The 12,339-nt window shown below is 62.9% G+C and carries 13 protein-coding genes and 1 pseudogene; 12 read left to right on the top strand and 2 right to left on the bottom strand.

What is annotated here, in order from left to right:
* Positions 1-6: 6 nt before the first annotated feature.
* From NCR37_RS25490 to NCR37_RS25525, 8 genes are read left to right on the top strand one after another with little or no spacing between them, the layout of a single operon-like run.
* Complete coding sequence (locus NCR37_RS25490; protein WP_250475596.1) at positions 7-1,368, top strand: hypothetical protein; 1,362 nt, start codon at positions 7-9, stop codon at positions 1,366-1,368.
* Positions 1,369-1,373: 5 nt separating this feature from the next.
* Positions 1,374-2,396 (top strand): DUF2169 family type VI secretion system accessory protein, encoded by a 1,023-nt coding sequence (locus NCR37_RS25495; protein ID WP_250475597.1) that lies wholly within the window; start codon positions 1,374-1,376, stop codon positions 2,394-2,396.
* Positions 2,393-3,457, top strand: coding sequence for a hypothetical protein (locus NCR37_RS25500; protein ID WP_250475598.1), 1,065 nt, complete (start codon positions 2,393-2,395; stop codon positions 3,455-3,457). Before NCR37_RS25495 ends, NCR37_RS25500 begins: the two co-directional genes overlap by 4 nt.
* Entirely contained in the window at positions 3,454-3,822 is a 369-nt protein-coding gene (locus NCR37_RS25505; RefSeq protein WP_250475599.1) for a DUF4150 domain-containing protein, read from the top strand. Before NCR37_RS25500 ends, NCR37_RS25505 begins: the two co-directional genes overlap by 4 nt.
* 6 nt (positions 3,823-3,828) lie before the next feature.
* Positions 3,829-4,482 carry a hypothetical protein gene (locus NCR37_RS25510; RefSeq protein ID WP_250475600.1) on the top strand — a complete coding sequence of 218 codons (654 nt, stop codon included), beginning with the start codon at positions 3,829-3,831 and terminating at the stop codon, positions 4,480-4,482.
* Between the two features lie 10 nt (positions 4,483-4,492).
* Positions 4,493-5,467: a hypothetical protein gene (locus tag NCR37_RS25515; protein ID WP_250475601.1), complete on the top strand. Its 975-nt coding sequence runs from the start codon at positions 4,493-4,495 to the stop codon at positions 5,465-5,467.
* Positions 5,421-6,440 (top strand): type VI immunity family protein, encoded by a 1,020-nt coding sequence (locus NCR37_RS25520; RefSeq protein ID WP_250475602.1) that lies wholly within the window; start codon positions 5,421-5,423, stop codon positions 6,438-6,440. Before NCR37_RS25515 ends, NCR37_RS25520 begins: the two co-directional genes overlap by 47 nt.
* Before the next feature lie 36 nt (positions 6,441-6,476).
* Positions 6,477-6,881, top strand: coding sequence for an alpha/beta family hydrolase (locus tag NCR37_RS25525; protein ID WP_350029095.1), 405 nt, complete (start codon positions 6,477-6,479; stop codon positions 6,879-6,881).
* Positions 6,882-6,955: 74 nt separating this feature from the next.
* On the opposite strand, the pseudogene NCR37_RS28760 reads toward NCR37_RS25525, so the two are convergent.
* Positions 6,956-7,444: pseudogene (locus NCR37_RS28760) on the bottom strand (tyrosine-type recombinase/integrase).
* Positions 7,445-7,962: 518 nt separating this feature from the next.
* Between NCR37_RS28760 and yidD the strand changes: the two are divergent.
* The 4 genes from yidD (at position 7,963) to NCR37_RS25545 (ending at position 11,218) form a co-directional block, all read left to right on the top strand.
* Positions 7,963-8,445, top strand: coding sequence for a membrane protein insertion efficiency factor YidD (gene yidD, locus NCR37_RS28615; RefSeq protein ID WP_350029096.1), 483 nt, complete (start codon positions 7,963-7,965; stop codon positions 8,443-8,445).
* A 304-nt stretch (positions 8,446-8,749) separates the two neighbouring features.
* Positions 8,750-8,995: an AbrB/MazE/SpoVT family DNA-binding domain-containing protein gene (locus tag NCR37_RS25535; protein ID WP_250475603.1), complete on the top strand. Its 246-nt coding sequence runs from the start codon at positions 8,750-8,752 to the stop codon at positions 8,993-8,995.
* The gene (locus tag NCR37_RS25540; RefSeq protein WP_250475604.1) at positions 8,992-9,390 is read left to right on the top strand and encodes a type II toxin-antitoxin system VapC family toxin; all 399 of its coding nucleotides are present in this window, start codon (positions 8,992-8,994) and stop codon (positions 9,388-9,390) included. The genes NCR37_RS25535 and NCR37_RS25540 overlap by 4 nt, the downstream gene beginning before the upstream one ends.
* Positions 9,391-10,843: 1,453 nt before the next feature.
* A complete protein-coding gene (locus NCR37_RS25545; protein ID WP_250475605.1) occupies positions 10,844-11,218 on the top strand; it encodes a hypothetical protein in 375 nt (124 codons plus the stop codon).
* A gap of 731 nt (positions 11,219-11,949) precedes the next feature.
* On the opposite strand, the gene NCR37_RS25550 is transcribed toward NCR37_RS25545, so the two are convergent.
* Positions 11,950-12,300, bottom strand: coding sequence for a cupin domain-containing protein (locus NCR37_RS25550; protein ID WP_250475606.1), 351 nt, complete (start codon positions 12,298-12,300; stop codon positions 11,950-11,952).
* Positions 12,301-12,339: the final 39 nt, after the last annotated feature.

A 12,339-nucleotide genomic window follows, 5' to 3' on the forward strand; every position in this document is an offset into this window, starting at 1 on the left:
GCCATCATGCGCACGACGCTCGCGCTGACTGACGTTCCCGCCTGCCTCGGGCTCGAGGCGAGCTGGGTCGGGCCGCCGCGCCGACGCCCAGGTGACACGCGCGCGCCGATCAGCGTGCGGCGGCTCACGGGCGACGTGGACGATACCCTTAGCTTCCGGCAGCACGCGGTGCGCGAATGCTTCGATACGGCGGCGGCGTTGCGCGTGCACCGCGAGCCGCTCGCGGGCGAGCCGTGGACACTTCCGGCCCGCGCCGAGAAGCGCCTGCTCGCTCAGGTCAACGCCATCGTCGCGCTCGGGCCCAATGCGCTCGCGCAGGTGATCCGACTCGCGCTCGATCCTGATCTCGATGACCCCGGGCGCGTCTTCGCGGCGCTTCTCACGCTCGGCATGGTCGACGATCAGGCGCTGCACATGGAAGCCCTGCGCATTCTTAGGAGCGCGGTCATGCGCAGCGCCTCGGAGGCGAGGGCGGCGGTGGAGGCGCTCGGACTCAGTCCGCATCCCGGGTTCGACGAGACGCTGGCGCTGCTGCTGCGCGACCCGCAAGCGCGCATTCGGGAGGCATGCGTCCGCGTGCTGGCGTTCAGGGGCACGCTTTCGGAAGACGCATGGCACACCGCCGTGCGCGACGCGGACCTTGGCGTCAGCACGGCCGCCCTCGGCGCGCCGCTGGCGGGCTATGAGCCGGTTGCGTGCGAAGAAGCGCTCGAGCCATGCTTCGACATGCGTAATGCGGAAACGCGCGTGCGCCTGGCGTTGCGCGCGGGGGTGAGCATCGGCTCGGCGCGCGCGCACGATTTCGCGTCGTGGTGCATGCGCGGCGAAGCGCCCGGTTGGGCCGATGCGGCGCATTGCGTCGCGCTCTTCGGACGTGCGTCGGATGCACCCGCGATCGCCCGGCTATTGCAAGGAGCCGATCCGCGGGTGGGTGTCCGAGCGGCGGCGCGGCTCGGCGTCGTCGATCTCGTGCCGCATCTGCTGTCGGTGCTGGCGCGGCACGCAGCCGATTCCGAGGCGGCCGTCGCCGCGCGGCGCGCCTTGCAGGCCATCACGGGCATTGCGTTCGAGACGTCCGATTCACGCGACGCGAAAGCCGGCGCGCGCGATGCCGCGTTGCGCTGGGAGCGGCACGCGTCGTCTTTCTATCCGGGCACGCGCTATCGCGGCGGCCATGCGCTGTCGCTCGCGCTGCTCCTCGAACTGCTGCGCGACGGCCCCGGCTCGCGCGAGGAACGCGACACGCTGTATCTGGAGATGCGCTCGGCGACTGCATCGCGCGTGCCGCGCTTCAGCGTGCACGATTTCGTCGGCGTGCAGCAGCGCGCGCTCCGGCGCATCGGCGCATGGCTGCGCGAACGGGACTAAACGCCATGGACGAGCCCGCGCTCCACAATCACAGCGACCTGCTTGCGAACGTGCTGCCGATCATCGATCGGGAGGGCGCCGACGCGCGCATCGTGATCGTCAAGGCGGCGTACGACATCTGTCCCGGCGAGGAGTTGAAGCCGAGTCAAAGCCCCTGCGAAGTGCGCATGGGCGATGTGATGTGGGGACCACCGGAAATTCCGGATATCCGGCTGCCGGCCGACTATGGCTTGCTCAAGCGCGGGACGGACTTCGTGCTCGCCGGCCACGCGATGCCGCCGTTGCTGCGTGCGCAAGCGAGCGCGGAAGTCGTTCTCATGGTGGCGGGGCGCGTGAAGCGCCTGCGCGTCTGGGGCCCTCGGCTTTGGCACCGTGCGCCGCGCGGCGTCGTGCCGGGCGCGAGCCTCGCGCTGACTGCGACGCCGCTTGCATGGTCGCGCGCATACGGCGGGCTGGATCTGAGCGATCCTGCCCGGCCGCTCGAAGAGGCGCGCAATCCGGTCGGAAGCGGCATAGCGCGGGATCACGCGATGCTGGTCGGCAAGCCCGCGCCGCAGATCGAAGCGCTGGGCGTGCCCATCGGCGTGGCGGGGGGCCGCTACGAGCCCGCCGGATGCGCGCCCATCGGCCGCAGTTACGCGCCGCGCCGCCTGACGATGGGCACCTACGACGCCGGCTGGCTCAAGTCGGTGTATCCCGCGCGACCGGCCGATTATCGTGAAGAGCACGAGAACTGCGCCCCGCCGGACCTTATCTTCGATCCGCCACTGCAGGGCGGCGAGCGTATCACGGCCGCGGGCGTGCATGCCTCGGCCGAACTCGGCTTCCGGTTGCCGAGGTGGCGCATCGCGATCGACGCGCTCATCGACGGCGCGCTGGTGCAGCGGCGTCCCGCGCTCGATACGGTCGTCATGGACAGCGACGCGCTCGTCGTGGAAATGGTGTGGCGCGCGATCTTCCGCTGTCCGCCGAAGATGCGCGACCGCTTCACTGCGATTCGCGTGCAGGCGAAGGAGTATCGGCCATGAGCACGCTGAGCGCTCAGGCGGCGCTGGCACGGTGCGTCGCGTGGGATGCAGTGACGAGCCTCGGCGAGAGCGCCGCCGAAACGCTGCTGCTGCTGCGCGCCGGGCTGTGCAACGTGACAGAGTCACGCTTCGTCGATGCCGCCGGAAAGCGCGTCATGCTGTGTCGCGCGCCTACTGTGCCGCCGGAGATCGCGGGCGTCGAGCGCATTGAAATGCTCGGACACGACGCGCTCGACGGACTCTGCATGCGCCTGCGCGATGCGGGGCGCGACGTCCGCGACGCCATAAAGGGCCGCCGGCCGGCGTTGCTCTGTCTGTGCTTGTCGGCGCACTTTGCGGGCGATGAGGTAATTCGCCGTCTGCGCGAGTGCTTCGGCGCCGTGTTCAGCGGCATCGAGCTCGAAGTCTTTCCGTTCGGGCGCGCGGCCGGAGCTCCAGCGCTCGCGCGCGCGGTGCAACGGCTCGACGAAGGACGACTGGTGATTTGGGGCGGCGTCGATTCGCTGCACGACTGGCGCGTGCTCGATGCGCTCGAACGGTCGCATCGTTTGCTGACGGACGACAACATCGACGGCGTGCGGCCCGGCGAAGCGGCGGCGTTCGTCGCGCTCGAAGCGGCCCGTGGGCGGACGGATGTCGGCGTCTACGGCATCGGCGCGGGACGCGAGCCGTATCCGGTGGGAACCGAGGCGACGTCGAGGGCCGCGGGGTTGAATGGCGCGCTGGATCGCGCGTTGCGGGCGCTGCGGGCGGCGGGCGAGCGCAGCAATGCCTGGCTGCTCGATGCGTCGCACGAGGACTACGCGACGCATGAGCTGCAAAACGTGATTCCGCGTCTCGCGGATGTGCTGGGCCTGCGCGCCGGGTTGAACATGCCTTTGAAGGAACTCGGCGATCCGGGCGCCGCCGCGATGCCGCTCCTCGCCGTGCTGGCGGCGGAAGGTTGGCGTCTGGGCATCGCCGAGGACGACACAGCAGTCCTCACCGGCTGTTCCGATGATGGCGCGCGTGGCGCCGTGCTGCTCGGCGCCACTGAAGCAGGGGAGGGACGCGCGACATGATCACTGCCAACAGCAAGGAGATTGCGGCCGAGACGAGCGGCCATCAGGTCGTCTACATGAATCCGAGCGTGTGCATTACGCCAGCGGCGCCGAGTCCGCTACCCGTGCCGTATCCTATCTTGACGGCCGACGGCACTGCGCGGCTTGACGATGACACGCGCCACGTGAAGATCGGCGGCAAGGCGGTGTTCACCCTCAAGTCCGTTGTGAGCGCCTGCAACGGAAATGAGCCGGGTACCCAAAAGGAGGTGGTAAGCCTCAAGACGGGATCGAGCTGTTACATCCTGACCGGCAGCACGAACGTGAAGGCGGAAGGCGCCTATGTCGCGTTCACGGGCAGCTCCGGCATGGGCAATCAGATGTAAGCGGCCATGGCGGAAACTCAGGCAATGGTCCAGGCGAAGCTGGTGAAGGCTGGCAAGACTGACAGCATGAATTGCGCGCAGATATTCGCGCAGTTCGATCCGCCGATCGAGATGGGGACGCACGAAGAGATGCAGGGCACGCAGAAGGGCTATCAGGCCGAACATATTCTTCCTTGTTCCGCGATGCATGAGTCCGGGCGGTCAGGCCCGAAGTTCGGCGAGTGCGGCGACTACAGAACAAGCGCCGCATTGACCTGGATGGCGAGCGATGGACAGTCTGCGGGTCAGGAGCACAAGCTACTGACCGATCCCATGAGGGAGTTCTCGCAGAAAAACGCACTGGCCGGCCGCAATGCGACGCGTGACGAATGGATGGACGAGTACGAGAAGGCAACGAAGAAGGCCCTCAGAAATGGCGAGAAGAGGCGCAAGCTCAAGGACCCTTCGCTGGACCGTGACAGCCTAATCGACAAGGCGGCCAAGTGCATTCGCATTCTTGCCGAGCAGTCGTTCGACGAAATCGGTATCACGGCGAAGACGAAACTGCGTAATTCCTGGGACCCGACGAAGGAGCAAGCCGCAGCACACAAAGCTGCAGAAGCGGCGAAGCAAGCGGCAGCCAAGGCGGCAAAGAAGGCTGCATCCGGAAAACTCGCTTAGGAGCTGAATCGTGAGTCAAGAGGAAATGAGCTCGGAAGTTCTTGCCGCAGCCGGAGCGGGCGACGAACTGTACTTGCTTTTCATTGATTACGACGAAGGCAACATCGCGAGCGCCACAGGCGACGTGTTCACGTTGCCCGCGCATCAGACCACAGGAACCGCTCCGCGAAGGGTTCTCGAGACGAGCGATTCATTGCGTTGCATGTGGGCCTCGCCGCAAGGATCCGTCTGGACCGGCAGCGCCGATGGCACCGTTGCGACCACTGCGCGCGTCGCGTGGCCGCCGCCCACGGGCGCGGTGCGTTATCGGACCGAAGCCGGTTCGCGGCCATGGTCGGCCACCGATCTTCCCGTGCTTCGGTCCACCCGATTGCCACCGAATATCACGGTCCTGTGGGGACTCTCGGACGACGATGTCTACGCCGGTACTTACGGAGGCCACATCTATCATTGGGACGGCAGCGCGTGGATACAGCAATACGAAGGACCCGGCGACGGCGATCGGACCATTCGAGCGTTCGCCGGCGGTCCTGGCGATGTATATGCGGTTGGCGAGATGCAGACGTTGCTCCATTTCGATGGCACTGGGTGGAGAGCGTTGAGCGTGCCCGCCCCAGTCGACCTGAGCGAAAATCTGACCGGCATCTGCCGCGGCGAAGGGAAGGACATGCTGATCGCGGCATCCGGTGCACTGAGTCGTCTTCTTCAGGGGTCGGCTTCGGCTGGCTTCGTCGAATTCGGCCGATATGAAGTTCCGCTGCTGGGCATGGATAAATTGAACGACCGCATCCTCTTTGCTGCCGACGAGGGCGCGGCGGAATTGATCGGCCGGGATGTGCAGATGATCCGGACGAGCTTTCAGGCTGTGACAATCTGGATAGCGGGAGACCGCGTGTATTTTGTTCCCCCGGATCAGCCTCCCCCGTCCGTCATCGAGTATGCGCCGTATTCGGACGGTTGGCCCTGGACGATACTCGAATTCTGAATCGACGAAGCGCCCCATGGCCGACTCATTTCCATCCATCCAACCGATCAAACGCGCAACCGCCGAGGTCGTGCCGCGCCTTGCGTTCGTCGTGTTCGTTCGCGGGCGGCTGGCGGCGCATGCCGCCGCGTTGCGAACGTTGCTGAACGAGCTGCAGGGAGGATGGCTCGATCAACGCCTGATCCGTTATCGGTCAGGAGCCCAGATCGAATGGAGCGATCTCGCGGATGTGCATACCAAGACATCTCTCGCCGACCTTTGCGAGACGTGGCCGCACGCGAGCGGCACGCACTATCTGCAACTCGCAAGCGGCGTTGAGCAGACGCCACAGGCGAACACCTGGGAATTCGTCGATGTCTCGCCGCTGCCCGATACCGAGCGCGCCAGCCACATCTTCGTGCGCTTCGCCGACGGTACGCCGCCGAAGGTTTTGTCCGAGCTGACCGCATGGCTCATCAATACGCTGCCGCTTTGGTGGGCGACGGGCGGTTATATCTTCGAACACCGAAGCGGTGCCGTCCTTACCGCGCACATGCGCATGGCCACCCTCGCGAAACGGTACTGGGCCGTGCAGATCATCGATCGGGCTTCGTTGCAGTGGGATGCAATACGCGGAATGCCGGGGGGAAACTGGCTGACGCTGATTGGCCGCGACTATGCGCGCAAAATGAAGCTGGACATCGAGAGAGTGGCAAACGAAGACAGAGCGCTTGCGGCGCAAGGCGTCTATCGTCTCGCCGGGCAGCACGCGCTTGCCATCGCAGCCGGGAGCACTCCATTGCTGGGCGATATCAACCTTTACGAAGACTTCGATGCATATGTCCATGTAGCACGGCTGATCGCTCCGCTACTGTTACAGAGTCCGACGCCCTTACTGGGCCCGCTCGCCCGGCCCGAGGTACTCGAGGCGTGGCTGCGGCGCTTCGACAAGCAGGAAGAATGGCTCGCGTGCGACATCGGAATGGGCAGATGATACGGGGGTTGCCCTTATAGGCGGTGTTGGCGAGTGATGCGTGACTTGCTTTCACCGAGGCTGAAGCAGTACGTATTGCGACAGCATGGAGGCAGAACGGAAGATTCGCCGGCCGCTGACGGCACGCACGACAAGTTGGCCGAGCTTCACCTGCTGAGGTCGGTCGTCGAGACGCTGGGGGCACGCGCCACGCTGCATGTGGTGGACGACGCGGATCATTCGTTCCACGTGCGCGCGTCCTCCGGCCTGACCGACGCGGAGGTCGTGCTCGAGTTAGCACGGACGATGTCCGCGTGGTTCTTCGCCGAAGGAGAGTTCGTGCGCGTTACCCGAGCAAGCGCAGGAATGCTTGTAGCGGAGCCAGGAGGGCAGCCGGCGCACTCGCCGTCCTGCGCTCGCCCGCTCAATCCCTTCGCCTATCGGCAGAGGTCTGTTGCATAGCGACGAAAGCAGCCGCAACGACAAACAACCTGTCCGACGGCCGCGACCTTTTTGATCTCCGTTCGGTCGAGGATTTATAGCGCGTCGTCGACCTCTCTGCCGAGGTATCGAACGGTGCTTTTGAGCTTGCTAAGTCCAAGCAGAAGTTGAACCGCTCTGAGGTTCGTCGTCCGTTTGTAGATCAATGTCGCCTTCGTCCGACGCATCGAGTGTGCGCGGTAAGCAGTCGGATCAAGGCCGAGCGCGGCGACCCATCGATGTACCTTCCGTTGAGATATGCGGCGACCGATAAAAGCGGCTTGGGAAGAGGTACAACTCGGACCTCAGCTTAACTTTCTCGACCCATGCAGCGACCGCCGCGAGAGCGGGCTCCGTGACTTCGGATTGCACGGGTCGTTTGGTTTTGCGCTGCATTATCATCGCGCGCGGCAGATCTGATTGTCGTGGGTTACTTCGCGGACATGCAGATTGACGAGATCGCACCTGCGCAGCTTGCTGTCGATCGCACGATTGAGCAGCGCCAGATCACGAACCGCGTGCGCGTTCTGAAGGTAAATCCGGATTTCGCAGACGTCTTTCGGCTTGAGCGGCGGCTTTTATAAATCAACCCGCTTCGTTCCAGACTCACGGCTTAGATTGCTTCCCATCACAGACTCCCATTGAGTTGATGGGAGTTTCATTGTCTTCCTCCATTCTCTTTCGCCGTTACCGTCGGAGCAGGCTCTTGCCCAAGTCGGCCATAGCCGTGGCTCGCACCGGGACCAACGACCGGCTGTGATACGCGCATTGCTGCCTTTCGATGAGATGCGGTCGAACGCTACTGCGTCCTTCTGCGCTCACAAGAGCTGGTAGGGTGCATCGTTACGTACGAAATCGCGAGCGCCCGAGGTGGAGATCGTCTGCGGCTCCGATCTCTCCGTGGAGCGCTTACTCGTGAACGTCCAGTCTCTGGCGGGCTAGCGGTGCAAGTTTGCCAGCCGGTTAAGCCGACCAGCGCTCAGGCAAAGTCGCTGAGTAATACGAAGGCGGTACTGTGGGTATGCAATCTGCTCCTTGCCGCTAACGCTTCTAAGGAACGCCCATGCTGACCTCAGTGGTTTTGAAAGGTATTCGCCTCTACCAGCGCTACGTTTCTCCTCGCAAGGGCTTCGCATGTGCGTATCGCATCCACACCGGTGGACAGAGTTGTTCAAGCTTTGGGTTCCGGGCGATTGAACGCCACGGGCTGACGCGGGGCCTCAAGCTCCTGCGGCGGCGCCTTGATCTCTGTGCGTGGCATCACCACCGAGCGCGCAACGCCGGACTCGCCCGTCCACCGGCCGTTGCACGCCAAGCTGGATTCATCTACATCGGTGGCGATGACGGCTGCGCGCCTGGCTGTTCGCTCGGCGAATGCGGCTTGGCCGAGAATTGTGCATGTGACGTCTGCGAAATTGGTGCGTGCTGGGTCGCGCTTAGTACATGCTCCGGCGGAGCCTGCGGGGGCGGCCGGCAGCGCGAAGCTTGGCGGAGAGACGCACGCGCCCAGCGCCGCAGCCGCTACGGGCCAGGTCGGCACTGGTGATTCAGCAGCCGTTCGACTGACAAAATCGAAACTTCGTAAGGGCGGGTCAGCCGGCCAGGGTGCAGGGCGGCTAGGCAGCGGCGGTTCGAGGGGCGGACATCAAGGCTGGTCCCACATCTGTCACCGCCGATTTGCGAGTCCCAAACTGGTCGCGGGGTTCGCGGCTTTGTTGAGCCGGACACTTTACGAGTTCGCCAGTTCATCCTTCCGGGCGCGAGATACTGCCGATGATGACATATGCCCGTACGACAGCCGCCTTGATTCCTCTTTCTCCTTACCATAAAGTAAGGAAAGGGAGGATCATATGACAGCAGCGACCGTGACGTCGAAGGGGCAGGTCACGATTCCGGTGGATGTACGCAATCGGCTCGGCTTGGAATCCGGAGACCGCATCGAATTCAGCTTCAACGAGACGACCGGAAGGTACGAGGTTTTTCCGGCAACGCGCTCGATTTCTTCCCTCAAGGGCATCGTCAAGAAGCCCGACAGCCCGGTATCCATTGAGGATATGAACCGGGCTATCGCGGAGAAGGGGGCATCCGCGCGATGACCGGACTGGACACGAACGTGCTTGTCCGCTACTTCGCACAAGACGATGCGGCGCAATCCAAAAAGTCGACAGCGCTCATGGAGTCGCTTTCGTCGGATCGACCGGGCTTCGTGTCGCAAGTTGCGCTTATCGAGCTTGTCTGGGTGCTCGCAGGCTGCTACAACGTCGGCCGCGCGGAGATGAGAAACATCGTTGAGTCGATGCTCGACACGAAGGAACTCGTGGTCGAAGCAGCCGATACGATGCGAAAGGCACTTCGCGTTTTCGCGGCATCAAGCAAGGCAAATTTCGCGGACTGCGTGATCGAGCGGTCGGGACACGTGGCGGAGTGCGAGTACACGGCCACCTTCGATGTCGCGGCTTCAAAGCTTGCGGGCATGCATCTGCTGAAGTAAGACGACCGACAATAGGGATGGATGAACACGGGAGTGAAGATGATCGGACGTATCGTGGTTTTGGTGTCGGTGGCAGCGGCGCTACTTGGCCTAGCGGCGTGCAACACGGTGGCAGGTGCCGGACGGGATATCACCGATTCGGCGCAAGCCGTCAAGCGCGCGCTTTGATCGGGAAGCCATCACCCATTCGTCATTCGATGGAGGGAAGCTCCTATGATTCGTTTCGTCTCGGGCGGCGCAATCTTGATCGCTAACTGCTCTTGTCGGGTCCTCGGCATACATTCGTGACGCGCGCCGCAGTACAGTGAAGCGCCGACAGGATGCGAGTAAGGAAACATCATGAACAAGCGACCTGTATGTGCGACTCGTTTAAGACTTGGACAGCTTGTCGTGGACCATATTGAGCAGCGTTGCCGGGAGCCTGTCGGTTCACCGCCATTTAGGCGTTAGGTGCGGCAGCGAAAGCCGCTCGCAATGATTTACGGCCCGTTCATCGGCCGGCTTCGCGGAAAACGTCGATGTGACAGCGCAGCGCCCCGCGAAGGACGAAGGACTGCATGGCGACATCTGACGCAATCCTTGCGTCTGCCAGATAGGAAGCGTTGCCTAGTGCAGGTTGAAAAAAACGGCTTCACGAAAGCCCAGTGGGAGGCGATCGCAGTCTACAACGAGGCTCGTAAGCGCACGATGCGGTTCTACATGAGGGCCGGCGCGGCGGCCGTCCTCGGATGCAGCGCAGCATTGATGCCGCGTTGAATGATGCAAGACGGCACGCTCCACGTTCCTGCGTATCTCCAATGGGTGGAGCTTGGTCTGCTTATCGTGTTGCTCATTGTGCTCACAATCGGAGCCGCCGCCGTCAATGGGGCGGTAGCGGCAAGCCGAACGGACCGTATCCGCAGCGGCGTGCCAAAGAACTTGTTGCAGAATTCGAGAAGTACCCCACGAGCAGGTTGTAGCGATGCCGAGTGGCGCACTCAGCTGCACGTCACCTAACGTTGTCTCGTTTCATTCAGGAACAGCACCGCCTCCGGACGCTGACATGGGTGACGCCATGCCGCCTCCGGCTCTTCCGCTCCATTTTTCCCCGGACCGCATTTAGTAAAGTAACTAGTCCCGACGGCCGATAACTGTAGCGAACGGAAGCGCCCTAAGGCATGCACGAACCGCAAGGAGCGTTAACGGGACTTCATCGACATCCACTAAACAAGGAACATGGGAAATGGCCGCACGACTTCTAACTTTGCTGATCATTGTCTCTGCGCTGGTCGGTCTCTCCGCTTGTAACACGGTCGCTGGTTTCGGGCGGGACATCACTGATTCCGCAAATGCCGTTAAGCGTGTCGTTTTTTGAATCGCTTGGGCATTACGTCCGGCGTCGGCGCTTCGCCGTTACAGGCAGCAGGGGTGCGGGAGTAATATGGTCTGCGTCGGTGAGCCACTGGAGACGACCATGGAAAGAAACTTTCATCGCGCGCAGCTTCGCGCCGCGCTTGTCGCGACAATCTGCGTTGGCGCGGCGTGTTTCGCTACGGCAGCTACTGCGGAGAGTCAGGCGGTCAAGAAGTTCGGCCAGATAACCGTCATCAACCAAACGCTTCAGCCGAAACCGGTGAAGACGGCGCCTCCCCCGACGCCAGCGGCACCTGCAAACAATTATTCGAATCCGTCGAGCCTCGCCACGCCGAACGCGAATGTCAGCTTAAACGGCGGCGCAGCCCCGTCCTACAACTGGAACGCCATTAAGGCGGCGAATGCCGCGAACGCGGCGGCTGCCGCGCGCGTCAACGCGATCCCCGGAGCGCCGCCGCCCGCATCCAAGAGGTAAGGTACCTGGCACCTCTCAATGTGAGCTGCACGCCTACGGACTCATTTCAGTCCCAGGCTAGAGCGCTAGCTCGGTGGAACCCGTCATCGTCCACTGCGGGCGCCGCTACTCAGCGGTATCGGCGCTCGATCTTTTGCGACTGGCCGAACGCCTGGTAGAAGGGGGTCTCACTGGCGCCCCCGCCGCACAACACACCCGGCTGCCGGCCAACTTCTCGCGCACCGACAATGATGCGAACTAGTTCTGTCGTTCCTGTAGCGAGTTTCTGCAGCAGTCGTCTCTCGGCCAGGAACGGTCATTCGCTCGCATTGGCGACCCGGACTTTCGGACGTCAGTTATACGCCACACACCGGCCAGCCGGCGCTCGAAGGTTGCAGGTGCTCTCGCTTTCTGGGAGCCAGGTCGAGTCGCTCGCTAAACGCGCTGCGCTAGATCATTGATTATCTCTGGCGCACGTCATCTGGACCGCCTTGTGACTGAACTAAGAATGCTTGACCACCTCTACAACGATGCTTCGGAAGCCGGCTCGCGTTACCGGCGAATGCCATTCAATAGCTGAAAGCATGATGCCGGTGCTGCACCCTGAAGCTCGCGCATGATAACGCTGGCCTATGGTTAGCCGTTGGAAAGACGGAACCAAGGTTCGAAGTGTGCGAAGCGTCTGGCAGCCGCCGCACGCACCGGAAAATGCGAGCGGCGGCACGCTGCAAGCAAGGGCTGGCGACGGACGGTTAGATCGACGTCGCGTCCTTGTATTCGACAAGCACTTCGCGATACGGCCGATTGCCGTCATTGCGTGCCTTATGAGTCGCGGGTACGCGTGCGCCCTTGCCGATCTCCGACAGCACTTCGAGATAGCCGTCCTCGCATTTGAGCGAATACACCGCGCCCGTCGGTACCTCGAAGATGCCCAGGTCGACGCCGTCCTTGTCGTAGATATGCAGCGGCGCGCCTTCTATCGCGTACCACATGTACGAATGCTCGTGCGTATGAACGGGCGTCTCTTCGCCCGGTTCGAGCACGAAGTTCCATACGATCACCTTGTCGTTCTCGAATACCTTTTCGCTTCCTACGCCAGCCATGGTTGTCTCCTGATATATGCACCTGTTATGTGCACCTGT

Origin of the sequence: Caballeronia sp. GAFFF1 (assembly GCF_023630705.1) — a bacterium.
Taxonomy (GTDB): domain Bacteria; phylum Pseudomonadota; class Gammaproteobacteria; order Burkholderiales; family Burkholderiaceae; genus Caballeronia.

Coding starts and splice junctions, on each gene's coding strand:
- NCR37_RS25540 (WP_250475604.1), top strand. CDS start 8,992: ATGACCGGACTGGACACGAACGTGCTTGTCCGCTACTTCGCACAAGAC.
- yidD (WP_350029096.1), top strand. CDS start 7,963: ATGCTGACCTCAGTGGTTTTGAAAGGTATTCGCCTCTACCAGCGCTAC.
- NCR37_RS25550 (WP_250475606.1), bottom strand. CDS start 12,300: ATGGCTGGCGTAGGAAGCGAAAAGGTATTCGAGAACGACAAGGTGATC.
- NCR37_RS25510 (WP_250475600.1), top strand. CDS start 3,829: ATGGCGGAAACTCAGGCAATGGTCCAGGCGAAGCTGGTGAAGGCTGGC.
- NCR37_RS25535 (WP_250475603.1), top strand. CDS start 8,750: ATGACAGCAGCGACCGTGACGTCGAAGGGGCAGGTCACGATTCCGGTG.
- NCR37_RS25525 (WP_350029095.1), top strand. CDS start 6,477: ATGCGTGACTTGCTTTCACCGAGGCTGAAGCAGTACGTATTGCGACAG.
- NCR37_RS25500 (WP_250475598.1), top strand. CDS start 2,393: ATGAGCACGCTGAGCGCTCAGGCGGCGCTGGCACGGTGCGTCGCGTGG.
- NCR37_RS25520 (WP_250475602.1), top strand. CDS start 5,421: ATGCGCCGTATTCGGACGGTTGGCCCTGGACGATACTCGAATTCTGAA.
- NCR37_RS25495 (WP_250475597.1), top strand. CDS start 1,374: ATGGACGAGCCCGCGCTCCACAATCACAGCGACCTGCTTGCGAACGTG.
- NCR37_RS25490 (WP_250475596.1), top strand. CDS start 7: ATGCGCACGACGCTCGCGCTGACTGACGTTCCCGCCTGCCTCGGGCTC.
- NCR37_RS25505 (WP_250475599.1), top strand. CDS start 3,454: ATGATCACTGCCAACAGCAAGGAGATTGCGGCCGAGACGAGCGGCCAT.
- NCR37_RS25545 (WP_250475605.1), top strand. CDS start 10,844: ATGGAAAGAAACTTTCATCGCGCGCAGCTTCGCGCCGCGCTTGTCGCG.